The organism is Mycobacterium sp. Aquia_216, from assembly GCF_026723865.1.
In the GTDB taxonomy this organism is placed as follows: Bacteria; Actinomycetota; Actinomycetes; order Mycobacteriales; family Mycobacteriaceae; genus Mycobacterium.
Map to the genome: position 1 here is coordinate 3,701,011 of NZ_CP113529.1, position 25,612 is coordinate 3,726,622.

Annotated in this window: 24 protein-coding genes and 2 pseudogenes; 14 read left to right on the top strand and 12 right to left on the bottom strand. The window is 65.6% G+C overall.

What is annotated here, in order from left to right:
- Nucleotides 1-2: 2 nt before the first annotated feature.
- The 5 genes from pafA to dop all read right to left on the bottom strand — a co-directional run bounded on the left by pafA (nt 3) and on the right by dop (nt 4,866).
- Nucleotides 3-1,361 carry a Pup--protein ligase gene (gene pafA, locus OK015_RS17265; RefSeq protein ID WP_268124780.1) on the bottom strand — a complete coding sequence of 453 codons (1,359 nt, stop codon included), beginning with the start codon at nt 1,359-1,361 and terminating at the stop codon, nt 3-5.
- A gap of 56 nt (nt 1,362-1,417) precedes the next feature.
- Nucleotides 1,418-2,185, bottom strand: a complete 768-nt coding sequence (prcA, locus tag OK015_RS17270) for a proteasome subunit alpha (protein WP_268124782.1) — start codon at nt 2,183-2,185, stop codon at nt 1,418-1,420.
- Nucleotides 2,182-3,063: a proteasome subunit beta gene (prcB, locus tag OK015_RS17275; RefSeq protein WP_268124784.1), complete on the bottom strand. Its 882-nt coding sequence runs from the start codon at nt 3,061-3,063 to the stop codon at nt 2,182-2,184. The genes prcA and prcB overlap by 4 nt, the downstream gene beginning before the upstream one ends.
- Entirely contained in the window at nt 3,060-3,254 is a 195-nt protein-coding gene (locus OK015_RS17280; protein WP_066814536.1) for a ubiquitin-like protein Pup, read from the bottom strand. The genes prcB and OK015_RS17280 overlap by 4 nt, the downstream gene beginning before the upstream one ends.
- Nucleotides 3,255-3,357: 103 nt before the next feature.
- Nucleotides 3,358-4,866, bottom strand: coding sequence for a pup deamidase/depupylase (gene dop / locus OK015_RS17285; protein WP_268124794.1), 1,509 nt, complete (start codon nt 4,864-4,866; stop codon nt 3,358-3,360).
- A gap of 171 nt (nt 4,867-5,037) precedes the next feature.
- Between dop and OK015_RS17290 the strand changes: the two genes are divergently transcribed.
- Entirely contained in the window at nt 5,038-6,231 is a 1,194-nt protein-coding gene (locus OK015_RS17290; RefSeq protein WP_268124796.1) for a hypothetical protein, read from the top strand.
- Nucleotides 6,232-6,250: 19 nt separating this feature from the next.
- A pseudogene (locus OK015_RS17295) lies at nt 6,251-6,640 on the top strand (hypothetical protein); the annotation flags it as partial.
- A gap of 20 nt (nt 6,641-6,660) precedes the next feature.
- On the opposite strand, the gene arc reads toward OK015_RS17295, so the two are convergent.
- Entirely contained in the window at nt 6,661-8,490 is a 1,830-nt protein-coding gene (arc, locus tag OK015_RS17300) for a proteasome ATPase (protein ID WP_268124798.1), read from the bottom strand.
- Between the two features lie 311 nt (nt 8,491-8,801).
- On the opposite strand from arc, the pseudogene OK015_RS17305 reads away from it, so the two are divergent.
- Nucleotides 8,802-9,401, top strand: a pseudogene (locus tag OK015_RS17305) (hypothetical protein); the annotation flags it as partial.
- Between the two features lie 188 nt (nt 9,402-9,589).
- Entirely contained in the window at nt 9,590-9,889 is a 300-nt protein-coding gene (locus OK015_RS17310; RefSeq protein WP_268124801.1) for a DUF503 domain-containing protein, read from the top strand.
- On the opposite strand, the gene trmI is transcribed toward OK015_RS17310, so the two are convergent.
- The gene (trmI, locus tag OK015_RS17315) at nt 9,886-10,728 is read right to left on the bottom strand and encodes a tRNA (adenine(58)-N(1))-methyltransferase TrmI (protein WP_268124803.1); all 843 of its coding nucleotides are present in this window, start codon (nt 10,726-10,728) and stop codon (nt 9,886-9,888) included. The genes OK015_RS17310 and trmI overlap by 4 nt on opposite strands.
- Before the next feature lie 73 nt (nt 10,729-10,801).
- On the opposite strand from trmI, the gene OK015_RS17320 reads away from it, so the two are divergent.
- Together OK015_RS17320 and OK015_RS17325 are read left to right on the top strand one after the other, a co-directional pair.
- Nucleotides 10,802-11,680 (top strand): RecB family exonuclease, encoded by an 879-nt coding sequence (locus tag OK015_RS17320; protein ID WP_268124805.1) that lies wholly within the window; start codon nt 10,802-10,804, stop codon nt 11,678-11,680.
- Nucleotides 11,677-12,486: a thioesterase family protein gene (locus OK015_RS17325; protein ID WP_268124807.1), complete on the top strand. Its 810-nt coding sequence runs from the start codon at nt 11,677-11,679 to the stop codon at nt 12,484-12,486. The genes OK015_RS17320 and OK015_RS17325 overlap by 4 nt, the downstream gene beginning before the upstream one ends.
- Before the next feature lie 12 nt (nt 12,487-12,498).
- On the opposite strand, the gene OK015_RS17330 is transcribed toward OK015_RS17325, so the two are convergent.
- From OK015_RS17330 to OK015_RS17350, 5 genes are all read right to left on the bottom strand, one after another.
- The gene (locus OK015_RS17330) at nt 12,499-13,869 is read right to left on the bottom strand and encodes an FAD-containing oxidoreductase (RefSeq protein WP_268124809.1); all 1,371 of its coding nucleotides are present in this window, start codon (nt 13,867-13,869) and stop codon (nt 12,499-12,501) included.
- Nucleotides 13,866-14,378, bottom strand: a complete 513-nt coding sequence (locus OK015_RS17335) for a DUF4126 domain-containing protein (protein ID WP_268124811.1) — start codon at nt 14,376-14,378, stop codon at nt 13,866-13,868. Before OK015_RS17335 ends, OK015_RS17330 begins: the two co-directional genes overlap by 4 nt.
- Nucleotides 14,379-14,492: 114 nt before the next feature.
- Nucleotides 14,493-15,350, bottom strand: a complete 858-nt coding sequence (gene hisG / locus OK015_RS17340) for an ATP phosphoribosyltransferase (RefSeq protein ID WP_268124813.1) — start codon at nt 15,348-15,350, stop codon at nt 14,493-14,495.
- Between the two features lie 2 nt (nt 15,351-15,352).
- Complete coding sequence (locus OK015_RS17345; protein ID WP_085220407.1) at nt 15,353-15,634, bottom strand: phosphoribosyl-ATP diphosphatase; 282 nt, start codon at nt 15,632-15,634, stop codon at nt 15,353-15,355.
- Between the two features lie 94 nt (nt 15,635-15,728).
- Nucleotides 15,729-16,331 (bottom strand): TetR/AcrR family transcriptional regulator, encoded by a 603-nt coding sequence (locus tag OK015_RS17350; protein WP_268124818.1) that lies wholly within the window; start codon nt 16,329-16,331, stop codon nt 15,729-15,731.
- Nucleotides 16,332-16,633: 302 nt separating this feature from the next.
- Between OK015_RS17350 and OK015_RS17355 the strand changes: the two genes are divergently transcribed.
- From OK015_RS17355 to OK015_RS17390, 8 genes are read left to right on the top strand one after another with little or no spacing between them, the layout of a single operon-like run.
- Entirely contained in the window at nt 16,634-17,473 is an 840-nt protein-coding gene (locus OK015_RS17355; protein WP_268124820.1) for an MlaE family ABC transporter permease, read from the top strand.
- 1 nt (nt 17,474) lies between these two features.
- The gene (locus tag OK015_RS17360; RefSeq protein ID WP_268124822.1) at nt 17,475-18,338 is read left to right on the top strand and encodes an ABC transporter permease; all 864 of its coding nucleotides are present in this window, start codon (nt 17,475-17,477) and stop codon (nt 18,336-18,338) included.
- A 4-nt stretch (nt 18,339-18,342) separates the two neighbouring features.
- Nucleotides 18,343-19,929, top strand: coding sequence for an MlaD family protein (locus OK015_RS17365; protein ID WP_268124824.1), 1,587 nt, complete (start codon nt 18,343-18,345; stop codon nt 19,927-19,929).
- Nucleotides 19,926-20,981 (top strand): MCE family protein, encoded by a 1,056-nt coding sequence (locus OK015_RS17370; RefSeq protein ID WP_268124826.1) that lies wholly within the window; start codon nt 19,926-19,928, stop codon nt 20,979-20,981. The genes OK015_RS17365 and OK015_RS17370 overlap by 4 nt, the downstream gene beginning before the upstream one ends.
- Nucleotides 20,982-21,009: 28 nt before the next feature.
- Nucleotides 21,010-22,029, top strand: a complete 1,020-nt coding sequence (locus OK015_RS17375) for an MlaD family protein (RefSeq protein WP_268132833.1) — start codon at nt 21,010-21,012, stop codon at nt 22,027-22,029.
- Nucleotides 22,026-23,147: an MCE family protein gene (locus OK015_RS17380; RefSeq protein WP_268124828.1), complete on the top strand. Its 1,122-nt coding sequence runs from the start codon at nt 22,026-22,028 to the stop codon at nt 23,145-23,147. Before OK015_RS17375 ends, OK015_RS17380 begins: the two co-directional genes overlap by 4 nt.
- Complete coding sequence (locus OK015_RS17385) at nt 23,144-24,361, top strand: MCE family protein (RefSeq protein ID WP_268124830.1); 1,218 nt, start codon at nt 23,144-23,146, stop codon at nt 24,359-24,361. The genes OK015_RS17380 and OK015_RS17385 overlap by 4 nt, the downstream gene beginning before the upstream one ends.
- Nucleotides 24,358-25,608 carry an MlaD family protein gene (locus OK015_RS17390; protein ID WP_268124832.1) on the top strand — a complete coding sequence of 417 codons (1,251 nt, stop codon included), beginning with the start codon at nt 24,358-24,360 and terminating at the stop codon, nt 25,606-25,608. The genes OK015_RS17385 and OK015_RS17390 overlap by 4 nt, the downstream gene beginning before the upstream one ends.
- Nucleotides 25,609-25,612 lie beyond the last annotated feature (4 nt).

Below are 25,612 nucleotides of genomic sequence, written 5' to 3' on the forward strand. Positions count from 1 at the left end.
GCCTACATACTCGCGATCAGCCGTTTGACTCGCTCGTCGACCGCCCGGAATGGGTCCTTGCACAGCACAGTGCGCTGCGCCTGGTCGTTGAGCTTGAGGTGAACCCAGTCGACGGTGAAGTCGCGGCCAGCCGCCTGCGCGGCGCTGATGAATTCGCCGCGCAGCCTGGCGCGGGTGGTCTGGGGCGGGTTGTCCACGGCCTCGGCGATGTCCTCGTCGGTGGTGACGCGCGTCGCCAGACCCTTGCGCTGCAACAGGTCGAAGACACCGCGACCGCGCTTGATGTCGTGATAGGCCAAGTCCAGCTGGGCGATCTTCGGGTCGGCCAGCTCCATGTTGTAGCGGTCCTGATAACGCTGGAACAGCTTGCGCTTGATCACCCAGTCGATCTCGGTATCGACCTTGGCGAAGTCCTGGCTTTCGACGGCGTCGAGCTGCCGACCCCACAGGTCGACGACCTGCTCGATCTGCGCGTTGGGCTCCCGGGTCTGCAGGTGCTCGACCGCGCGGCTGTAGTACTCCCGCTGGATGTCCAGCGCGCTGGCCTGGCGCCCGCCGGCCAGCCGCACCGGCCGGCGACCGGTGACATCGTGGCTGACCTCGCGGATAGCGCGGATGGGGTTGTCCAGCGAAAAGTCGCGGAACGGCACGCCGGCTTCGATCATCTCCAGCACCAGCGCGGCGGTACCCACCTTGAGCATGGTGGTGGTCTCGCACATGTTCGAGTCGCCGACGATGACATGCAGCCGCCGGTATTTCTCGGCGTCAGCATGCGGCTCGTCGCGGGTGTTAATGATCGGACGGCTGCGGGTGGTCGCCGACGAGACGCCTTCCCAGATGTGCTCGGCCCGCTGGGACAGACAGAATGTCGCTGCCTTGGGCGTCTGCAGCACCTTGCCGGCCCCGCAGATCAACTGCCGGGTGACCAGGAACGGCAACAACACATCGGAGATCCGGGAGAACTCGCCGGCCCGGACGATCAAGTAGTTCTCGTGACAGCCGTAGGAGTTGCCCGCCGAATCGGTGTTGTTCTTGAACAGGTAGATGTCGCCGCCGATGCCTTCGTCGGCGAGCCGCTGCTCGGCGTCGACCAGCAGGTCTTCCAGCACCCATTCCCCAGCCCGATCGTGGGTGACCAGCTGCACCAGGCTGTCGCACTCGGCGGTGGCGTACTCGGGGTGGCTGCCCACGTCGAGGTACAGACGGGCGCCGTTACGCAAAAAGACATTGGAGCTGCGGCCCCACGACACCACCCGGCGGAAAAGGTAGCGGGCTACCTCGTCCGGGGACAGGCGGCGATGGCCGTGGAACGTGCAGGTGACACCGAACTCGGTCTCGATGCCCATGATTCGTCGCTGCACAACATCGAGGGTACTGGTTCTCTGAGGGCGACGGTCAGCAAGCCGCGCCAGCGGGTCTAATCCGAGGATTCGCCGTCGGAATCCGACGGCTCCGAATCCGATTTCGAGCCGTTCAGATCGGCTTCCTGCAGCAGATTTTCCAGCGTGGATCGGCCGATCCGGCGGAACGCCCGGCGCGGCCGGTTGGCGTCCAGGATGGCGACCTCGAGGCTGGCCACATCCAGGCTGGGTTCGTCGCTGCCGTTGGCACTACCGGCCCGCAACGCCTCGACCGCGATCCCCAAAGCGTCGCGTAGATCGGCATTCTCGGCGTACGAGTCCTTGAGCGCGGTCGCGATCGGCTCGGTAGTACCGCCCATCACCACGAAATGCGGCTCGTCATTGATGGAACCGTCGTAGGTGATCCGGTACATCTCAGGCGCTCGGGTTTCGCCGTAGTGCGCGACCTCGGCGACGCACAACTCGACCTCGTAGGGTTTGGCCTGCTCGGTGAAGATGGTGCCGAGGGTCTGCGCGTAGACGTTGGCCAGCTGCCGGCCGGTGACGTCGCGGCGGTCGTAGGCGTAACCGCGGGTGTCGGCGAACTGGATGCCGCCGCGCCGCAGATTGTCGAATTCGTTGAACTTGCCCGCGGCCGCAAAGCCCACGCGGTCATACAGTTCGCTGATCTTCTGCAGGGACCGCGACGGGTTCTCCGCGACGAACAGCACGCCGCCGGCGTAGGCCAGCGCGACCACGCTGCGGCCCCGTGCGATGCCCTTGCGCGCGAGCTCGCTGCGCTCACGCATCGCCTGCTCAGGCGAGATGAAATACGGGAAGCTCACTTCTCACCGCCGTCCGGGCCGAAAGTGTCGGCGCGCGACCGGCTTTGGATGACCTCCCGGGCCAGCTCGGCGATGCGGCTCTCGGTCACGTCGGCCGCGCCCTCCGCGCCGATGGTGACCGCCGTCGGGAAGATGCCGCGAACCAGATCGGGTCCGCCGGTGGCGGAATCGTCGTCGGCGGCGTCATACAGCGCCTCCACGGCGACCCGCAACGCCGAATCGGCGTCCATGACGCGGGAATACAACTTCTTGATCGAGGACTTGGCGAAAATCGACCCCGACCCCACCGACTGATAGCCCTCTTCCTCGATGTTCCAACCGCCCGCCGCGTCGAACGAAACGATTCGACCGGCACTTTCCGGATCGGCCGCGTGGATGTCGTAACCGGCCAGCAGCGGCAGGGCGACCAGGCCCTGCATCGCGGCGGCCAGGTTGCCGCGCACCATGATCGCGAGCCGGTTGACTTTGCCGGCGAACGTAAGCGGTACGCCTTCCAGCTTCTCGTAGTGCTCGAGTTCCACGGCGTATAGGCGGGCGAACTCGACGGCGATCGCCGCGGTACCGGCGATGCCGGTCGCGGTGTAGTCGTCGGTGATGTACACCTTCTTGACGTCCCGGCCGGCGATCATATTGCCCTGGGTGGAACGCCGGTCTCCGGCGATGAGCACGCCGCCGGGGTATTTCAGGGCGACGATCGTGGTGCCATGCGGCAGATGACGGGCGTCACCACCAGATTGGCCGCCGCCGCCACCGAGAACCGCCGGTAGCAACTCCGGGGCCTGGCGGCGCAACAGGTCAGCGAAAGAAGACGTATTTACAGCAGAAAATCCGGGTAGAGCCGAGTTAGTGGGCAGGCGATCAGGAAAAGGCCAGGTCACTGTCCGCCCTTTTGGACATACGCGCGGACGAAGTCCTCCGCGTTTTCCTCCAGGACGTCGTCAATCTCGTCGAGCAGATCGTCGGTTTCCTCGGTGAGTTTCTCGCGACGCTCCTGGCCCGCGGCCGTGGTGCCAACGACGTCATCGTCGTCGCCGCCGCCACCGCCGCGCTTTGTTTGCTCCTGCGCCATCGCCGCCTCCTGCTTTGTCTGGGCTTGCTCACTGGCCGCTTAAGCATGCCCGCTGGTATCTCTACCCTACCGGTCATCCCCGATGTTCTTCGGTTAACCAGGCTCAGCTCGTCAGTTGCTCCACCAGTTCGACGGCACTGTTGACCGAGTCCAGCAGCGCTCCGACGTGCGCCTTACTGCCCCGCAGCGGCTCCAGCGTCGGGATGCGCACCAGGGAATCACCACCCAGATCGAAAATCACCGAGTCCCAACTGGCCGCGGCGATATCGGCCCCGAACCTACGCAAGCATTCGCCGCGGAAATACGCGCGGGTGTCGGTCGGCGGGTTGTCCACCGCCTCAATCACCTGGTGTTCGCTGACCAGACGTTTCATCGAACCACGCGCGACCAGCCGGTTGTACAGGCCCTTGTCCAGCCGGACATCGGAATATTGCAGGTCGACGAGGTGCAGGCGGGGCGCCGACCAGTTCAGGTTTTCCCGCTGCCGGAAACCCTCGAGCAGCCGCAGCTTGGCCGGCCAATCCAAAAGCTCAGCGCATTCCATCGGGTCGCGCTCGAGTTGGTCGAGGACGTGTGCCCAGGTTTCCACGACGTCGGATGCCCTGGGATCGGGGTCGCGGCCGTCGACCAGTTTGGCCACCCGATCGAGATAGATCCGTTGCAGCGCAAGAGCGGTCAGTTCCCTGCCGTCGGCCAGGGCCACCGCAACGCGCAACGACGGATCGCGACTGATCGCATGCACCGCATGCACCGGGCGGGCCAGCGCGAGGTCGCTGAGATCTATCCCGTGCTGTGGGCCTTCTTCGATCAGGTCCAAGACCAGCGCCGTGGTGCCCAGCTTCAGGTAAGTCGACGTCTCGGCGAGGTTGGCGTCGCCGATGATGACGTGCAGCCGGCGATACCGGTCGGCGTCGGCATGCGGTTCGTCGCGCGTGTTGATGATGCCGCGCTTCAGCGTGGTCTCCAGCCCGACCTCGACCTCGATGTAGTCGGAGCGCTGCGACAGCTGGAAGCCGGGCTCGTCGCCGGAGGGCCCGATGCCGACCCGCCCGGAGCCGGTGACCACCTGCCGCGACACCAGAAACGGCGTCAGCCCGGCGATGATGGACGAAAACGGCGTCTGGCGGCTCATCAGGTAATTCTCGTGCGACCCGTAGGAGGCGCCTTTGCCGTCGACGTTGTTCTTGTAGAGCTGTAGTTTGGCGGCTCCGGGAACGCTGGCGACATGGCGGGCCGCGGCCTCCATGACACGCTCGCCGGCCTTGTCCCAGATCACGGCATCCAACGGGTCGGTGCATTCCGGCGCCGAGTATTCGGGGTGCGCGTGGTCGACGTAGAGCCGCGCCCCGTTGGTCAGGATCATGTTGGCCGCGCCGACCTCGTCGGCGTCGACCACCGGCGGCGGACCGGCCGCGCGGCTGAGGTCGAAACCGCGGGCGTCGCGCAGCGGCGACTCCACCTCGTAGTCCCAGCGGGTGCGCTTGGCGCGCTGAATGCCGGCGGCGGCCGCATAGGCCAATACCGCCTGAGTCGAAGTGAGGATCGGGTTGGCGGTCGGGTCGGACGGCGAGGAGATGCCGTACTCGACCTCCGTCCCGATAATCCGTTGCATGTGCCAAGCCTAGGCCGGTCGGCCGCAAGCACTCGGAGTGCCCCGCGCTGGGGCAAGGTGACCGCGGGCGACGGGGGGCCGCGAATCGTTGAAATACCCTCGCCCGAACAAATGCTGACCTGCGTGAAAACGGCCAGCGCGCGGGTTGCTGCGCCACTAGGGTGACCCGGTGTGGACCCGACCCTGCGCCGCACGCCGGACAGCCGAAAAGCGGCAGCGGCTGAACGGTGGTTCCTGGAGCGCGGCCTGCCGTCGGTGCTGACCCATCGGGGCCGATGGCGACGGCTCTGGCCGCGGTGCGCTCCGATGCTGGCCGTATGGGCGGCGGTCGAAGCCTGCCTGCTGGGTGTCTTTTTCATCAGCGACGGCAACGAGGTCTTCATCGAGGGGACACCCACAACCCGCCAGTGGGCGATCCTGGCGTTGTTGGCGGTCGCGCTCCCGCTGGCCGCCCTGTCCGGCTGGCTGGTGTCCCGGATCTCGAGCGGGCGCATCCGCGCGGCTGTCGCGACGGCGGCGCTGGCTTTCGCGGTCGCCTGCGGGATCATCGAATCCGGCCTGATCCAATTGACCCGGGACGCGATCATCCTGGGCCTGGTGCTGTTGCTGACCGGGTGCGGCGTCGGGTCGGTGCTCGCCTGGGCGGTGCGCATGACGGTCGAGCACCTGTCCACGGTCGGCACGCTGGCGATCCGGGCCCTGCCGATTGTGCTGCTGACCGCTTTGGTGTTCTTCAACACCTACGTCTGGCTGATGGCCGCGAACATCGATGGGAAGCGGCTGGCGCTGGCCATTGTTTTCCTGATGGCCATTGCGGGGGCGTTCGTGGTGTCCAAGACGGTGGAACGGGTCAGGCCGCTGCTCAAGTCGACGGCGTCGTTGCCCGAAGGCAGCCAGAGCCTCGTCGACACACCCTTCGCGACCATGGCAGGCCCTGCGGCTGGCTCACCTCTCAAGCGGTCCGAGCGCCTCAATGTGGTCTTCTTGCTAGCGACCTCGCAACTGATCGAGATTCTGGTGGTGGCCGGCGTCGGCGCCACCATGTACCTCATTCTCGGCGTCATCATTCTCACGCCACCGCTGCTCAAGGAGTGGACACACCACCAGGACATGACCACGACGGTGTTGGGCGTGACCTTTCCGGCGCCGGATTCGCTGATCCACATGTGCCTGTTCCTTGGCGCGCTGACGTTCATGTACATCAGCGCGCGTGCGGTCGACGACGACGAGTACCGGGGCATGTTCCTCGACCCGCTGATCGACGACCTGCACACGGCACTCGCGGCGCGCAACCGTTACCTCGGCAACATCGCCGACGAGTCCGAAAGCCTGCACGTTGTTGACGTCGCCAAGGTCCCCGATTAGCTTCAGCCTGATGTCCGACCTGTCCGGGAAGCGTTACGGCGAAGTACTTCTCGTCGAGGTCGGCGAATCCGGTCCGCAAGCCACCGTGCAGCTGTCGTCGATGGACCCCGCCCCCGTACACCGTCAACGAAGTGACCCGCAATACCGTCTTCGTCTTCAACGCCGGCGAAGAGGTCTACGAGCTCATCGACCCCGACGGAAAACAGTCATGCAGACCTTCAGTCAGGTCGCCGACCCCAGCCTGTCGCGCACTGACCTGGCCGGGCTGGCCGATCGGCTGAAGCTGCCCGAGGGGTGGAGCTACCGGCCGCGCATGCTCACCGAGACACTGCGAGTGGACACGACGACTCGCCCCGCCCGAGTGACGCAGGACGACCTGACGAACAGCTACTCGTTCGAATTCGACTGAGCCGATTAGGGATTGGATCCCTAGAGGTACTGGCCGAGGTTCGATTCGGTGTCGATGGCACGCGACGCGCTCGACGACTTGCCGGTGACCAGGGTGCGGATGTAGACGATCCGCTCGCCCTTCTTGCCCGAGATCCGCGCCCAGTCATCGGGGTTGGTGGTGTTGGGCAGGTCCTCGTTCTCGGCGAACTCGTCGACGATCGAGTCGAGCAGATGCTGAATGCGCAAGCCCGGTTGTCCGGTCTCGAGCACCGACTTGATCGCGTTCTTCTTCGCCCGGTCAACCACGTTCTGGATCATCGCCCCGGAGTTGAAGTCCTTGAAGTACATGACTTCCTTGTCACCGTTGGCATAGGTGACCTCCAGGAACCGGTTGTCGTCGATCTCGGCGTACATCCGCTCGACCACCTTCTCGATCATCGCCTCGATGCACGCCGATCGGTCGCCGTCGAACTCCGCGAGGTCGTCGGCATGCACCGGCAGCGTCGTGACGAGATACTTTGAGAAAATGTCCTGTGCCGCTTCGGCATCGGGCCGCTCGATCTTGATCTTCACGTCGAGACGCCCGGGCCGCAGGATCGCGGGGTCGATCATGTCCTCGCGGTTGGAGGCGCCGATCACGATGACGTTCTCGAGCCCCTCCACACCATCGATCTCGCTCAGCAGCTGCGGGACCACCGTGGTCTCGACGTCCGAGGAGACACCGGTGCCACGGGTGCGGAAGATCGAGTCCATCTCGTCGAAGAACACGATCACCGGTGTTCCTTCCGACGCCTTCTCACGGGCACGCTGGAAGATCAGCCGGATGTGCCGCTCGGTCTCGCCGACGAACTTGTTCAGCAGCTCGGGGCCCTTGATGTTCAGGAAGTAGGACTTGGCCTCGCGAGCGTCGTCGCCACGCACCTCGGCCATCTTCTTGGCCAGCGAATTCGCGACCGCCTTGGCGATCAGCGTCTTACCGCAACCGGGCGGCCCGTACAGCAGCACACCCTTGGGTGGGCGCAGCGCGTACTCGCGATACAGCTCCTTGTGCAGGAACGGCAGTTCGACGGCGTCGCGAATCTGCTCGATCTGGCGGGTCAGTCCGCCGATGTCCAGGTAGCTGACATCGGGCACCTCTTCCAGCACCAGGTCCTCGACCTCGGCCTTGGGGATGCGCTCGAACGCGTAACCGGCTTTCGTGTCGACCAGCAGAGAATCGCCAGGCCGCAACTTGCGCGGCCTGGTGTCGTCATTGAGTGCGTCGGGGTGCCCTTCCGGCAAGTCCTCGGCGACCAGCGGCTCCGCAAGCCACACGATCCGTTCCTCGTCGGCGTGGCCCACGACCAATGCCCGGTGCCCGTCGTTGAGCACCTCACGCAGGGTCGAGATCTCGCCGACGGATTCGTACGTCCCGGCTTCGACGACGGTCAGGGCTTCGTTGAGCCGGACCGTCTGGCCCTTGCGCAACGACGCCACATCGATGTTGGGTGAGCAGGTCAGCCGCATCTTGCGACCCGAGGTGAAAACGTCGACCGTTTCGTCCTCGTGGGCGGAGAGCAGAACGCCGTAGCCGCTGGGCGGCTGACCGAGGCGGTCGACCTCTTCCCGCAGCGCCAACAGTTGTTGCCGGGCCTCTTTAAGAGTTTCCATTAATTTGGAATTGCGGGCGGCAAGCGAGTCGATGCGAGCTTCGAGTTGATGCACATCACGCGCGGAGCGCGTGCCGCCCGGTGCTGCGGCGGCTTGCTCGAGTTGCTCGCGCAGCACCGCCGCCTCGCGCCGCAACTGTTCCAATTCGGCAGCATCGCCGCTGGATATGTCGGATTCGTGATTGATCCCGAATGCTTCAGAACGCTCTGAGTCACCCATGTTGCGCTCCTTTCCCGCCCCGAATTGATGCGGTGGATTCTTACAACGCTACCGGCGATTGGCTGTTCGTGCGTGAACTCAAAAGCCATCAAAAGTCGCGTCTTTACTCCCGCTGGTAACCTCGGCGTCGATTTGGGACCACCGAGAGGACACCCCTTGACCGCAAAACCCCTCGCCACAGGCGTCGCCGTGGCCGCGGTCATCAACGCAATGTTTCCAACTGTGACTTCCATTGCACCAGTTGACCCGACCGCAGCTATCGCCGCCCTCCAAGAATCAGGCGTGGCCGAATAGCCCGGCCGACTCGAGGGATGCACCGACACCTGTCCGTAGCGCTGAGTGCCGCCACCGCGGTGGCGGCCTTCGGGCTCGCGGGGTGCTCGCACAGCGAACCCAAGGTGCTGCCGTCGACCAGTTCGGGGGTGGCAGCACCCACGTCCAGTCCGTTGATCGTCGCGAGTCCCCCGACGGCTCCCCTGCCCGTGCCCGAGGCTCTGGTCGAGGTGCTGAACCGGCTTGTCGACCCGAATGTTCCGGGGGTCAACAAAGTCAATCTCGTCGAAGGCGCAACGCCGGAGAGCGCCGCCACGCTGGACAAGTTCATCGTCGCGTTGCGAGACAACGGCTATCTTCCGATGTCGTTCGTGGCGAGCAACGTCGCGTGGTCGGACAAGAATCCGTCCAACGTGGTGGTCACCGTCGGCGTGAACACCGCCAAGGGAAGCAACGGCTCGTTCACCTTCCCGATGGAGTTCGCGCCGTTCCAGGGCGGCTGGCAGCTTTCCCGGCGAACAGCGGAAATGTTGTTGGCACTGGGCAACTCGCCGGGTCCTACGGCGCCGACCAGCCCGACTCTTCCCCCGCCGCCGCCACCGGAGCCCGTCCCGCCACCGGCTCCGCCACCACCGGCTCCGCCACCCTCACCAGCGCCGGCACCACCACCACCAGCGCCGGCACCACCACCGCCACCACCAGCGCCACCACCTCCGCCGCCGGCACCGCCGCCCGAACCCGCTCCCGCGCCGGCGCCACCTCCCGAACCCGCCCCCGCGCCGGCGCCACCTCCCGAACCCGCCCCCGCGGAACCTCCGCCCGGCTGATGTGGATCGCCTGGCTCGAATTCGACGTGTTGCTGGGCGACGTGCGATCGCTCAAGCAGAAGCGGTCGGTGATCCGTCCCGTTGTGTCCGAGCTGCGCCGCAAGTTCAGTGTCTCGGCCGCCGAGACCGGTTCGCAGGACCTGCATCGGAGGGCGGGCATCGGGGTGGCCGTGGTGTCGGGTGACCGTGGGCACGCCGTCGACGTTCTTGACGCGGCCGAACGTCTGGTCGCTGCGCATCCCGAGTTCGAGCTGCTGTCGGTGCGACGCTCGCTGTCGCGCAGCGAGGATTACCCCTAGCCGTCCCGGCCCGGACGCTTGCGGCCCAACGGCATCGGGGCGACGGTGCCCGGCGCGAGCCGCCGCGACGCCACCAAGAACGCGGTGTGCCCGCGCATCGTGTGCTGCGGCCGCACCGCCAGGCCGACAGCATGCCAACCACGCTGCATGGTCTCCCACGCCCGCGGTTCGGTCCAGCACTGCTGGGCCCGCAGCGCCTCCACCACCTTCGACAGTTGGGTGACCGTGGCCACGTAGATCACCAGCACCCCGCCGGCGGCCACGAGCCGCGAGACCGCGTCCAGCACCTCCCACGGGGAGAGCATGTCCAGCACGGCCCGGTCGAAGGAATCGTCGGGCAGCCCTGAGTCGACGACATCGCCGACGATCAGCTCCCAGTTGGGCGGCGCCTCGCCGAAGAAGACGGAGACGTTGCGCCGCGCGTGTTCGGCGTGATCGGCCCGCACTTCATAGGAGACCACCCGCCCGTCGGGCCCCGCCGCGCGCAGCAGTGAACAGGTCAACGCACCGGATCCGGCTCCGGCCTCCAGCACTCGGGCGCCCGGAAAAATGTCGCCCTCGTGCACGATCTGGGCGGCGTCCTTGGGATAGATGACCTGAGGCCCCCGCGGCATCGACATGATGTAGTCGACCAGCAGGGGGCGCAGCACCAGGTAGGGCGTGCCGTTACTGGATTTGACCACGCTGCCCTGCTCCAGCCCGATGATCGTGTCGTGGGGAATCGCGCCGCGGTGCGTGTGGAACTCGGCGCCTTCGGTGAGCTCCATCGTGTAGTGACGGCCCTTGGCGTCGGTGAGCTGCACGCGCTCGCCGACGGTGAACGGGCCGGTGATGGACACGCCGTTCAGCGTGCCAGCCGACTCGCCGTTGTCGATGTTCGGGGTTGTCGGCGCTGCGTCCTAGGCTGCGACTATGACCGACCAGCCACAGGACCTGGCACGGCCGCCTTCCAGGCCGGCCCTGTCGCCGTCGCGGGCTGCGGATTTCAAGCAGTGCCCGCTGCTGTACCGGTTCCGGGCGATCGACCGGCTGCCCGAGCCCCCGTCGACGGCGCAGATCCGCGGCTCGGTGGTGCACGCCGCGCTGGAACAGCTCTACGGCATGCCGGCGGCATCGCGTGGACTACAGACCGCGATCTCGCTCGTGGAGCCGGCGTGGGAGCAGGTGGTCGCCGCCGAGCCCGACCGAGTCGGCGAGCTGGACTCCGTCCAGCGGACCCAGGTGCTGGAGGAAGCTCGCGCACTGCTGTCCGGCTACTACCGGCTGGAAGACCCGACCCGATTCGACCCGCAGTGCTGCGAGCAGCGGGTGGAGGTGGAGCTCGCCGACGGCACCCTGCTGCGTGGCTTCATCGACCGGATCGACGTGGCCGCCACGGGTGAGCTGCGGGTGGTCGACTACAAGACCGGCAAGGCGCCGCCGGCCGCACGAGCGCTGGCCGAGTTCAAGGCGATGTTCCAGATGAAGTTCTACGCGGTCGCGCTGCTGCGGACCCGCGGGGTGCCGCCCACCCGGCTGCGACTCATCTACCTCGCCGACGGCCAGGTGCTCGACTATTCGCCCGAGCTCGACGAGTTGCTGCGCTTCGAGAAGACATTGATGGCGATCTGGCGCGCCATCCAATCCGCTGGTGAAACGGGAGATTTCCGCGCCAGCCGGTCACGGTTGTGCGACTGGTGTCCCCACCACGAGTACTGCCCGGTTTTCGGCGGCACCCCGCCGCCGTATCCAGGCTGGCCAGATCACGTTCGGGCGCAGGCTATTTCGCATCCGACCGAACCGGCGGCATGATCGGCTGCTTCTACCGGCGGCTGCCCACCGAGGGTCGGTTCCAAGTCTTCAGCGCGACCGACCACACCCGCAGCAACTGGAGCCCCGAACTGCAGCACGGCTCGCCACCGCTGGCGCTGCTGACGAAGCTGATCGAGGAGCAGGAGGCGGGCTCGGGTCTGCGGATCGGACGCCTCACCCTCGACATCCTGGGGGCGATCCCGGTGCAACCGCTGCGGGCCCACGCCTGGGTGGAACGTCGAGGTTCGCGGATCAGCATGATCGTCGCCGAGCTCTCCCCCGCAAGCGGGAGGTACGCCCATGCCGACCGCGACGGCGGCAAACCCCGCGCCGTGGCCCGGGTCAGCGCCTGGCTGCTGGCGATCAGCGACACGACCGACGTGGCATCCGACCGCCACCCCGCGCTGGTGGAAGGACGATCAGCACCGGCTCCGTTCACCGACGCGGGCGGTTACTTCGACGCGACCGACTGGCGCCAGCAGCACGGCGACGGAGAGGCCGCGGTCGCCTGGCTCACCCCGCTGGTGCACGTCGTCGACGCCGAACCCACGACGGCGCTGCAGCGGCTTGCCAGCGTGGTCGATTGTGCCAACGGCGTCGGCAAGGTTCTCGATCCCGACCGGTTCGCCTTCATGAACACCGACACCGTCGTTCATTTGCACCGGCTTCCGGACGGCAGCGACTTCGCACTGCGGGCACGCGCGTCGATCGGACCCGACGGCGTCGGGGTGACAACGGCCGAAATCTTCGACCGGGCCGGCTTCATCGGGACGTCGGCGCAGACGATCTTGGTCCAGCGCCGCTGAGTCCGAGTACACCTAGTCGAGCGGTGACATCTCCTGCAGCATCGTGGGAATCAGCTCGCTGACGGTCGGGTGGATATGCATCGTGCGCGACAGCGTGGTGTAGGGCGCCTTGGCCGACATGACGTCCAGAATCGCGTGGATCGCCTCGTCGCCGCCGACCCCGAGGATGGCGGCCCCGAGAATCTGCTGTGTATCGGCGTCGACGACGACCTGCATAAAGCCTTGCGTCTCACCCTTTTCCACGGCCCGACCGACCCTGGTCATCGGACGCTTCCCGAACAGCGCCTTGCGACCCGACGCGCGGACCTCGGCGACGGTCATCCCGGCACGGCCCAGCGGCGGATCGATGTAGAGCGCGTAGGTGGGGATGCGGTCGCTCACCCGGCGCGGGTCGTCGTCGAGCAGGTTGGCAGCCACGATCTCGAAATCGTTGTACGAAGTGTGGGTGAATGCGCCCTTGCCGTTGCAATCGCCCATTGCCCAGATGTGATCGACGTTGGTCTTGAGCTGATCGTCGACCTCGATGTAACCGCGGGCATCCGTCTGCACACCGGCGGCCTCCAGCCCCAGGTCGTCGGTGTTGGGCCGGCGGCCCACCGCCAACAACAGATGACTGCCTACGATGGGGTCGGCGCCGGCGCGGGCGGTGAGCTTGAATCCGTTATCGCTCTTAACGATTCGTACGTCGTCAGCTCCAAGGACGATCTCGATGCCTTCGGCCTCCAGGATTTCCTTGATGGTGGCCGAGACATCCTCGTCCTCGCGGGAGGCCAATCGCGGGCCCCGCTCCACGACGGTGACCGCCGCCCCGAAACGCCGGTACATCTGAGCGAACTCCAGCGCGATGTAGCTGCCGCCGACGATGACGAGATGTGCTGGCAGCGTATCGATTTCGAGAATGGAGACGTTGGTGAGGAACTCGACATCATCGAGGCCGGGGATATTGGGCACGACCGCGCGGCCACCGACATTGAGGAAGATCCGGTCGGCGTGCAGCTCGTCATCACCGACGCGCAGAGTATGCGGATCGGCGAAACGGGCGTGGCCCCGAAAGACCGTGCAGCCGTCCATGCCCTCCAGCCAGTCCTCGACACCCTTGCGGTCGGCGAGCATGATGCCGTCTTTGCGCGCCTTGACCTTGGCCATGTCCACGCTGACCGATCCGGTCGCGACACCGAATTCGCCGCTGCGGTGGGCCAGATGAGCGGCGTGCGCACTGGCCACCAGCGTCTTGGTCGGGATACATCCGTTGTTGACGCAGGTGCCGCCGATCAGTTTGCGCTCGACGATCGCGACGCGCTGCCCGGCAGCCGTCAACCGTCCGGCAAGCGGCGGCCCGGCTTGGCCGGCCCCGACAATGATCGCGTCGAAATGCGCGGTCACTTCACGGCCGTGAGCAGATATTCCGTCACCACGTGACCCGTCAAGGCAACGACGGCGAGTCCGCCCAAGACCGCGACGGCATCCTCCAGCAGCGCGATCGGCAGGTCCCGCCCACCGATCGCCGCCACCAGCCGCTTGCGTGCCTGATAGAAGCCGAGGGTGCCGAGCACCGCGCCGATGATGCCCGCCCCGAGCGCGCTGAACGTCCAGTGCGGCCACGCGCCGAGCACAGCGCCCGCAAACCCGCCAGTGACGAGCCGGGCAGCGAAGATCGGCGGCGCCGTGCGAGGCGGCGTCTTGGGCAGCTTGTCGTTGACCAATTCGCCGATGGCGAGAACGGTGAATACAACGACCGTGATGATGTTGGCCATCCAGGATGCCCAGGTGCCGTGCAGATCGATCCAACCCAGGTACGCGCCCCACGCGACCACGGCGGGCGCCGTCAACGAACGCGAACCGGCGACAACACCAATCAGCAAAGCCAGCAATAGAACAAGGACGTGTGTCACGGCGACCTCCTGAGAATGAACAGCGCGGCAACGACGAGACGATAAGAGGAGGACAGCCCGGCGGGCCCCCTCCCCTAGCCGGACGCTAACACAGCGAGGGCCGGGCCGGAGCGATCAGAACCGACAGAACCTGATATCGGAAGCCAGAATCGCTTTGGCACCGATGGCCGCGAGCTCGTCCATGATCTCGTTGACTCCCCGACGCGGCACCAGCGCGCGGATCGCGACCCAGTCCGGGTCGGCGAGCGGGGCGATGGTCGGCGACTCGAGCCCCGGCGTGATCGACGTAGCCTGGTCCAGCACCGAGCGCGGGCAATCGTAGTCCAGCATCAGATACTGCTGCCCGAACACCACGCCCTGAATCCGTGCGACCAGCTGGTCGCGCGGAGCTCTCGCCGCGTCCTGGCCGCCATGGTCGGCGCGCTCGATCAGCACCGCCTCCGAATCACACAGTGGCTCACCGAAGGCCACCAGATCGTGCAGGCTCAGGGTGCGGCCGGATCCCACCACGTCGGCAATCGCATCGGCCACTCCGAGTTGCACCGAGATCTCCACGGCACCGTCGAGCCTGATGACGGTCGCCTCAATTCCTCTGTCTGCCAGATCTTTTCGCACCAGATTCGGGTAGGCGGTGGCGATCCGCTTGCCGGCCAGATCGGCCGTCGTCCAGTCACGCCCGGCAGGCCCCGCATAGCGGAAGCTGGACGACCCGAAACCCAGCGCCAGGCATTCGCGCACCGGCGCATCCGAATCGAGCACCAGGTCGCGTCCGGTGATGCCGAAATCGAGCTGCCCCGAACCGACGTAGATGGCGATGTCTTTGGGCCGCAAGAAAAAGAACTCGACGTGATTGACGCGGTCGATGACGGTGAGGTCCTTGGAATCGGTGCGCCGCCGGTAGCCCGCCTCGGAGAGGATCTCGCTGGCCGGCTCGCTCAGCGTGCCCTTGTTGGGAACCGCGACCCGCAACATGTTCACAGCTTCCGGTAGACGTCGTCGAGGGAAAGTCCGCGCGCGATCATCAGCACCTGCGCCCAGTACAGCAACTGACTGATCTCCTCGGCCAATGCGTCGTCTGATTCGTGTTCGGCGGCCAGCCACACCTCGCCGGCCTCCTCCAGGATCTTCTTGCCCAGACCGTGGATCCCACCGTCCAGCGCGGCAACCGTGGCACTGCCGGCCGGCCGGGTGCGGGCGCGGTCACCGAGCTCGGCGAACAGATCCTCGAATGTCTTCACGGCCAGCGATTGTTTCACGAGGCAGCGAGCAAAGTCACGGCGGTTTAGCCCGGTGACGATGGGTAGATGCGATCCTGAAGCCCCACAGGCTGTTTCGCAGTGACGGCAACCCCTAGTCGAACCCGGCCAGGGTGGTGCGCAGCGCGCCCTCCAACTGACGGTGAAATGGCAGGCTCGCGGGCATATCCGAGGTCAGCCAACGATCGAGGACGAATTTGACTGTGGCCAAACTCGTGTGAACCAACAGCGCGGGGCGCAGGTCGGCCGTCGCATCGACACCCATGCGGGAGGCGACTTGCTCAATGAACTTGTCGTGGTCGGTTTCGTTGACCAGCGCCGTCTTGCTCAACAGGTGGGGCGCGGTGGCGATCGCATGGCGCCAGGTATCGAGATTGTCGAGTTCGTCGGCGTCGCGGGCACGCGTGACAAACACATGAAGCAACGCCTCGACCGCCGACTCGTCCGGCGGGCGCGCGTTGTACGAACCCACGATCTCAGCGATCGCCCCGCGGACGGGGTCAGCCAGCAGGCCTTCTTTGGTGGGTGCGTGCCGGAAATAGGTACTGATGGAGATTCCGGCGGCGGCGGCAATGTCCTCGGTCGTCACCGCATCGAATCCGCGTTCGGCGAAAAGCTGATATGCGGTGCCCTGGATCTGGGAGAGTAACTCCGCGCGGCGCCGGTCCCGGAGCGAACCAGTGTTTGCTGAGGGCATGCCATTACCTTCGTCGAGCTGACATTCCAACGCGTCGGTATCGTCCGGTGACGATCTCAGGTGAGTGACTCTACACTATTGAAAGCGCCTATCAAGTGGACTACTGTGATACAGCACACACCGAGAACCGCAGTTCACAGAGCCTGGTGACACTACCGTAATGCAGATGCGCAGCACGGCACCCGACTCCTCTTGTTCTGCACTCGTGCATTTATTGGTGGGGGGAGCGCCAATGGAGGCGGTAGCTGGTGCGCCATGATCGGTAGCCGAAGTTTGCTAGACGGACTGCCGGCTGCGCTTCAATGACGGCACAACAAGATGGCGTCATCGCCGTCCAGGACTGGTCTGTCGGATACGTCAAACGTCATCCGCTTGCCGCACTGACAACGGTCGGCGAACAGTTCGTGCTCGGCGTGCGCACCATTCAATACTTCTTTGTCGATCTGGTGGCCGGCCGATTTCAATGGCAGGAATTTGTTCGCCAGGGCGCGTTTATGGCCGGCACGGCCGTGTTGCCGACGATTCTGGTGTCACTGCCGATCAGCGTCACCCTGTCCATTCAGTTCGCCCTGCTCGCCGGGCAGGTCGGCGCCACCTCGCTGGCCGGCGCGGCCAGTGGACTCGCGGTCATTCGTCAGGGCGCCTCGCTCGTCGCTGCCGTGCTGATGGCGTCGGCGGTCGGATCGGCGATCACCGCCGATCTGGGTTCGCGGACCATGCGTGAAGAAACCGACGCGATGGAGGTCATGGGCGTCTCGGTGATCCGGCGGCTGGTGGTTCCGCGTTTCGCCGCGGCAATCATGATCGGCGTCGCCCTCACCGGTGTCGTCTGCTTCGTCGGATTTTTCGCGAGCTACATGTTCAACGTGTACTTCCAGAACGGCGCACCCGGCAGCTTCGTCTCGACGTTCGCCTCGTTCGCGACGACGGACGACATGATTTTGGCGCTGGTGAAGGCGGTCATCTTCGGGGCCATCGTGGCCGTCGTGTCGGCACAGAAAGGCTTATCCACCGTCGGCGGCCCCACGGGTGTCGCGAACTCGGTCAACGCGGCCGTTGTCGAGGCGATTCTGCTGCTGATGATCGTCAACGTCGCGATCAGCCAGCTCTACATCATGCTCTCGCCCAGGACGGGGCTATGACATGGCGGTTTCTGCCTACCGACCATTTGCAATGCTGACCGTTCCGGTCATCCGGCAGTACCGCAGGGGCACCGTACCGATCATTCGGCTCGGCCACCTGCTGGTCTTCTTCATCCGGGCGCTGGCCGCCGTGCCGCTCGCCTTGCGCCAGTACCGCGGCGAGTTCCTGCGGCTGTTGTCGAACATCACCTGGGGTAACGGCTCGATCGTGGTCGGCGGTGGCACCGCCGGCGTCGCCGTGGTACTCGGGATGACCGTCGGCGCGCTGGTCGGTATCGAAGGCTACAACTTCCTTGACTTGCTTGGGCTCGGCCCGGCCACCGGCTTCGTCTCCTCGTTGGTCAATACCCGCGAGCTGGCACCGCTGATGGCGTCACTGTCTTTCGCCATGCAGGGCGGCTGCCGCTTCACCGCGCAGCTGGGTTCGATGCGCATCGCGGAGGAAATCGACGCATTGGAATCGATCGCGATCCGCCCGATCCCGTATCTGGTGACAACGCGGCTGATCGCCTCGGTGGCGGCCATCGTCCCGCTGTATGTGGCCTGCCTGGCGATCGGCTATCTGACCACGCAGGTCGTGGTCGGGATTAGCAGCGGCGGCTCGACCGGCTCGTACCTGCATTACTTCACGCTGATGTTGGCCGGCCAAGACATCGTCTACTCGTTGATCAAGGCTGTCATCTTCGTGTGGATCGCGTCCACGATCCAGTGCTACTACGGCTTTTACGCGACCGGCGGGCCCGAGGGTGTCGGCGTGGCCGCCGGGCACGGCATGCGGGCCAGCATCACCGTGGTGATCATCGTGAACATGTTGCTCACCATGGCTTTGTGGGGGGTAGACGCCGGCGCGAGGTTCGGTGGTTAGGCAGATGGGTAAGCCGAATTCCCTTGAGCTGGACGGCCGCGGGCCCTCGGATCGGCAGCTGCTTGCGATCGGCGCGGCCGTGCTGGTGGTCGCGGCCCTGCTCACCGTCGCGATGGTGGTCAAGTCCACCGGCAGGCTCAACGACTACGTCCGAGTGGTCGCCGACCTGGTCAACGTCGGCGACGGGCTGCCGCAGAAGTCCGACGTGAAGTATCACGGCGTGCTCGTCGGAATGGTCGACGACGTGATTCCGGCCTCCGACGGAAAGCCCAACTACGTCCACATCGACCTGAAACCCGAGTTCGCCGAGTCGATTCCGGCGTCCGTGACGGCGCGGGTAGTGCCCAGCAATGTGTTCGCCGTGTCGTCGGTGCAACTGGTGGGCTCCCCAAACCGGGAGCATTCCGGGGCGACGATCCGGCAGGGCGCCCACATTCCGGAAGACACCCGGCTTCCGACCGTGCTGTTCCAGACGACCGTCAGCAAGCTGCGCGACCTGCTCGCCGCCGCCGGACGCGGCCGCGACGACCGGTCCATCGGGATACTGGCCGCCCTGGGCGCCGCCACCGATCATCGGCGCGGAGCCCTGCTCAACGCCGGGGCACAGCTAAATCGTCTTCTTGATCAACTCAATTCGATTGTCGGCACCGACACCGGCCCCTCGACCGTGTCGGCGCTCGTCGACGCGGCGCGTGGCCTCGCGCAGACTGCACCCGATCTGCTCGACGCCTTACACCAAGCGGTCGAGCCGATGCAGACCTTCGCCGAGACGCGCGGGCAGCTGGTCTCGCTGCTCTCCGGCGCCGACTACACGCTTGGCACAACGCGGACATCGTTCGACAACCACATCGACCAGCTCATCCGGATCACCAGCGATTTCACGCCGGTGTTGGGTGTGCTGGCGATGAAGTCGAACAACTTCGTGCCCGCGGTCACCAAATTGGACAACCTGGCCAACAGGTTCATGGAGGAAGTCTGGGTGCCGGGAAGAGACGTCGGCAATATGCGCGCGATGCTGAGCTTTACCCCTAGCTCCACCTACACCCGCGCGGACTGCCCGCATTACGGCGAGCTGAAGGGACCGAGCTGTTTTACCGCGCCGCTGATTCCGGTGCGCCCCGACATGCCGGAAGTGCTGCTGCCGCAGAACTATCAGCCGCCCAAGGATCTAGCCCCGCCGCCGGGAACGATTATCGGCCCGGACGGAAACCTGGTGGCGATCGGCCCGCCGCTGATCAACCCGACTCCCAATCTGATCGATCCCAATCCCCCACTGGCCCCGGGGATTATGCCGTCGCCGCCCGTACCAGGCAGCGCAAACCCCGATAATCCGTCACCGGGGGCGCCGGCGACGCCGGCACCCAACGCTCCGTGGGTTCCGCCGGTGGCACCGAAGGCGCCTTGGATCCCACAGTCGTCGTTCGGCGGCAACGTGGGACCGGTCGGCAGCCAATACGAACGGAACGTATTGAGCGTGATCACCGGCCTGCCCGCCACCGCGGCCACCGAATTGCTGCTGGGCCCGGTTGCCCGCGGCACCACCGTGTCTTTGAAACAGGGACCGAAATCCTCACCCGGAGAGCAGAAATGAGATTCCGGGCACCGTTGATCGGCCTCACCCTGTTCATGGTCGTGGCATTGACCCTCACCTGGCTGGTGTATGTGAGCCTGCGACGTGACGTCGCCGGCGACACCGCCGGATATTCGGCGGTGTTCACCGATGTCTACGGGCTGCGCGAGGGCGACGACGTCCGGATGGCCGGGGTGCGGGTGGGCCGGGTGGAAGGCGTCGAGCTCGACGGAAAACTCGCGAAAGTCGCGTTCGTGGTGCAAACCGATCAGCACCTGTACGGCAACACCGTCGCCTCCGTGACCTACCAGAATATCGTCGGGCAGCGTTACCTGGGGCTGTCTTTGGGACCGGAGGGCGATCAGGGCCTGCTCCCGCCAGGCAGTGTGCTCCCGCTGCAACGCACCGAACCGTCCTTCGACGTCACCGCGCTGCTCAACGGCTACGAACCGCTGTTCAGTCTGCTGAATCCACAGGATGCCGACAACTTGACCAAGGGCATCATCGCGTCGCTGCAGGGCGATACCTCATCGCTGACCACGCTCATTAGCCAAACATCCACGCTGACAGAGACATTCGCCGGACGAGACCACGCTCTCGGCGACGTGATCACGAACCTCAACAAAGTGGTCGGCAACCTTGCTCAGCAGAACGACAATCTTGACGGGGTGATCACCCGAACCCGCGAGATGGTTGATCAACTCGACCGGCGTCGTCCGGAGCTGGTCTCATCGTTGGGTTCGCTGTCCCGGGTGATGGGGCGGCTATCCGCCTCGGCCACCGATGTATACCCGGCGCTGCGCGAACTCATCGACCGCAAACCCGGCGTGGCCAGACACCTGATGGACGTCGAGCCGCAAGTGGCGTTCTTCGGCGACAACATCCCGTTGCTGCTGAAAGGGCTTGTCCGAGTAGGCAATCAGGGCGCCTACGGTAACGCCTACGTGTGCGACGTGAACTTCATGGGGTTCTTCCCCGGCCTCAACGATGTCGTGCCGATCATCGTCGCCGCCGCCACCCCGGGAAACAAGATGTGGCACACCCCGAGATGCAGGAGCACGGCCGGTGACTGATTCGTCGGTATGGCTTCGACTTTCGGCGATGAAGAAGCGTCCGCTGGAGAGCTACCACAAGACGTGGCTCGGGTTCATCGCCGTCGCGGTGGTTGCGGTGCTGATCGGGGCCATGCTGGCCGTGCACGCTTTCGGCGCCGGATACCGGCATTACACCGCGGAGTTTCTGCAAGCGGCCTCGTTGCACCCCGGGAACCCGGTGGTCGTCGCGGGCATTCCGGTGGGCGAGGTAACCAGCATGAAGCTCGCTGGCGATCACGTCGAAGCCGGCCTAAAGATTCGGGACAACATCCTGCTCGGCAAGGATTCGCGCGCCACGATCAAGGTCACCACCATCCTGGGTTCGCGCTATCTGGCTTTGCAGCCCGATGGCTCGGCGCCGCTGCCCGACAACACCTTTGACTTGTCGCACACCGAGGTTCCCTACGATCTGCAATCGGCATTGCAGGACGCCACCACGACGTTCGAGCAGGTTGACTCCGACCGATTCGCGCAGTCACTTGCGGTGCTGGGCAAGCAGCTCGAGGGCCTGCCCGCGGTGGTGCCCCAGGCCATGAAGAACATCAACTCGCTGTCGTCCATCATCGCGGTGCGCCGTGACCAATTGGGCCGGCTGCTGACCAGCACCGAACGGGTGACCAACACATTGCGCCGCCAGCAAGCCGGCCTCGGCAATCTCATCAACCAGGGCCAGGATCTGTTGGGCCAATTCGTGGCGCGGCGAGCCGTTTTCCACGCCATGATGCGATCGCTGACCAACCTGGTCGACACCATGAGCCAGATCGTGGTCAACGACCGGTCAGGTCTGGACTCGTTGATCGCCGACATTCGCGATTTCACCGGCATGATGGCCCAACACGACGACCTGCTGGGAAACATGCTGCAGATCAGCCCGATCTTCTTCCGTGAGGCGGCCAACCTCACCGGCGAGGGCAACGCGGTGAATTTCAACGCCAACAACGTACCGCTCATCGATTCGTGGATGTGCGCAATCAGCGGCCGTGCCAAGCAGTTCGGGATGATCGAGTACTTCAAGGATTGCAAGTGAGGGCATCGAAGCTGCGGTCCAAGGCGGCGGCCATCGGAGCCGCTCTGGTGGTGCTCGCCGCGGCAGTCGGCACCGGCTGGTGGTGTCTGGCGCCCGATGCCGACACCATTACGGTGACGGCCCAATTCGACAGCGCCTCGGGACTTTACGAGGGCAATGTGGTCGCCGTGTTGGGAATGCCGGTGGGCAAGATCACCAAGATCGACGCCAAGGGTGGCTACGTCGACGTCGAATTCACCGTCGACCGCCGCGTCAAGGTCCCCGCCTCCGCGCAAGCCGTCACGGTGTCCACGTCGATCCTGACCGACCGGCAGATCGAGCTCACGCCGCCCTACCGCGGCGGCCCGGTCCTGGAGAACCACGACACCATCGGCTTGACCCGGACCAAGACCCCCGTCGAATTCAGCCGCGTGCTCAATGTTCTCGATCGCGTGACCAAGTCGCTCGAGGGAGACGGCCACGGCGGCGGTCCCGTCGCCGATGTGCTCAACAACGGCACCAAGGTTGTCGAGGGCAACGGCGGCCAGATCAAATCGGCGCTTGACGAACTGTCCAGGGCGCTACGATTGTCCAGCGACGGCGGCGCCCAGACCCGCGAGCAGATCACCACGATCGTCAAGAACATCAGTACGCTGTTCGACGCGGTGGCGGCAAATGACGGCAAGCTGCGCGAATTCGCCTCCACCATCCACCAAGTCAGCCAGATCATGGCCGACGAGGACATCGGAAGCGGCACCACCGGAAGACGATTCGACCAGCTGATCCAACGGGCCGGTGAGCTGCTCGACGCCAATCGGGACGTCCTCAAGCGGGCTCTGCTCAACGGCAACTCCACCGTGAAGCGGGTGACCGACCAGCGCCGCGACATCGCCGAACTCCTTGATGTGGCGCCGATGCTCGCCGACAACGCCTACAACATGATCGACCGGGCGAACGGTGCCGTGCGGGCACGCTTCCTGACCGACCGACTGGTCTTCGACAGTCAGTACACCAAAGAGATCTGCAACTTGATGGGCCTTCGACAGCTCGGATGCAGCACGGGGACGATCCAGGACTTCGGGCCGGATTTCGGGCTGACCTACGTGCTGGACGGCATGGCCGCGATGGGGCAGAAATGACGGCCATCAGGGCATGCCTCGCCATCGCCGGCGCGGTGTTGATCACCGCGGGATGCGGCACGAATGGCCTTGCCAGCCTTCCGCTTCCGGCTCCAGGGCTGGGATCCGGCGGATACACGTTGACGGCGGTGTTCTCCAACGCGCTCAACCTTCCGATGAACGCCAAGGTGAAACTCGCCGGCGCCGATGTCGGGCAGGTCGAAGCGATGGTCGCGCGCAACTACACCGCGGTCACCACGCTGCGAATCAGAAACGGCGTGCAACTGCCGCGCGGCAGCACCGCCGAATTGCGCACCGCGACACCACTTGGCGACGTGTTCGTGGCGCTGAAACCACCCGCTGACGATCCCGCCGACGATCCGGTGCTGCGCAACGGCGACACCATCGGTCTGGACTCGACGGCGGCCGCGGCGACTGTCGAATCGGTGCTGAGCTCGGCGGCCATCCTGGTGAACGGCGGAGCCGTACGCAACTTCACCAACATCATCAACGGTTTCGGCAAGGCCACCGGCGACCAGGGGCAGGCGTTCGGGGAGCTGATCCGCAAGTCCAACCAGCTGGTCGGAACGCTCGACACCAGGTCCGACCAGATCTCGGCCGCATTGACCCAATTGTCGCGCCTGGCAGACCAACTCGACGCCAAGGACGCCACGATCACCGACCTGATGAGCGCGGCCAGGCCGGCCACCGCAACGCTGGCCGACAACACCACCGAGCTGTCCAACCTGGCCGTGCAGGTGGGTGACACCTCACGGTTGCTGGCCAGGTTCCCGTCGATCGGCGGGACCGACACCAGCGGCCGAAGCGTCATCCGCGACCTGAACACGATCGCCGGGGCCGCCAATGACGTTGCGGTCAGTCCGGATACCAGTTTCTACGCAATCAACCGACTGATCCCTCCGTTGGTCAAATCGACGTCGGGAAGCGCGATATCGGTGCACGTGGGTGTGGACAAGCTGATCCTCGGATCGCTCCCCGACATCGGCTATCCCGGTGACATCGGGCTGCACGGACCACACCACTACAACATGAACCTGCTCGTCGGCACCCTGAAGTACACCCTGTGGCGTCTACAGGAGCGGGTGGTCGGCAGGGGACCGAATTCTGCGCAGGTTCCCGTTGTTCCCGACCCGAATATCCCGGGCCAAATCGATGTCGCCCCCGGTCCGCCCCCGCCGGCGCCGGGCCCACCACCTCCTGGACCGCAGCCATGATCGCCGACATCGCCAACGTGGTGGTCCGCGCGGTGCGGGCCGGTCACCGCCAACAGGTCTGGCTCTCGGTGGCCGGATTGGTGCTGACCCTGGTGGTGGGAACCGCCTATCTGCTGATCGGTGCACTGCGGGTCACGCCGTTCGCGTCGTCCTACCGGGTCACCGTGCAATTGCCGGAATCCGGCGGCTTGCTGCCCAATCAGGATGTGGCGTTGCGCGGCGTGCGGATTGGACGGGTCGAATCGCTGCGCATCACCGACACCGGTATCAACGCCGTCGCCAGCATCTCGTCGACGGTGCGGATCCCGGCGAACAGCGTCGTGCACGTGTCGGCGCTGTCGCCGGCCGGTGAGCAGTACATCAACTTCGAAGCCGCATCCGACGCCGGGCCGTATCTGCACGACGGCAGCCGCATCGCGCTGGACCATGCGACCGTGCCGGTCAGCCTGGCGCAGTTGCTCGGCGACGCCGACGGGCTGCTGGCGCAGGTCGACCCGCGCAAGGTCGAGCTGATCAAGAAGGAACTGAGCCTGAGCAAGGAGGGCCCGGCGAAGCTGGCGGCGATCGTCGACGGCGGCACTTTCCTGCTGTCGACGCTTGATTCGGTGCTGCCCCAGACCACCAGCATCATCAAGACCAGCCGGGTGGTACTCACTCTGGCCAGCGATAAAGACGCCGGCTTGGCCGCCACCGCGACCGAACTCAACCACACGCTGTCCGGCGTCGCCCGAATGCAGGCCGGCTACCGGCGGCTCACCGCACAGACACCGCGCACGCTGTCGGCCGTCGACAACTTGTTCTCCGACAATTCCGACACCATGGTGCAGCTGCTGGGCAGCATGGCCACGCTGTCGCAGCTCCTGTACGTGCGAGTGCCGGCGCTCAACGCGCTGTTCCCCGACTACCGCGGCTCGGTGCTCGACGCCGTGTCCAGCGCGTTTCACGACCACGGTGTGTGGGCGATCGCCGACCTCTACCCTCGCTACGTGTGTGACTACGGAACGCCCGCCCATCCCCCCTCGGCCGCCGACTACTACGAGCCGTTCATGTACACCTACTGCCGCGACACCGACCCCGCCGTCTCAATCCGGGGAGCCAAGAACGCGCCGCGGCCGGGCGGCGACGACACCGCCGGTCCACCGGCCGGAGCGGACCTGGGGCGCCGAACCGATCCGACCCCCAAGGGCCGCTTCACAATTCCCACACCCTACGGCGGTCCCCCGCTGCCGATCGAACCGCCGCACTAGGACC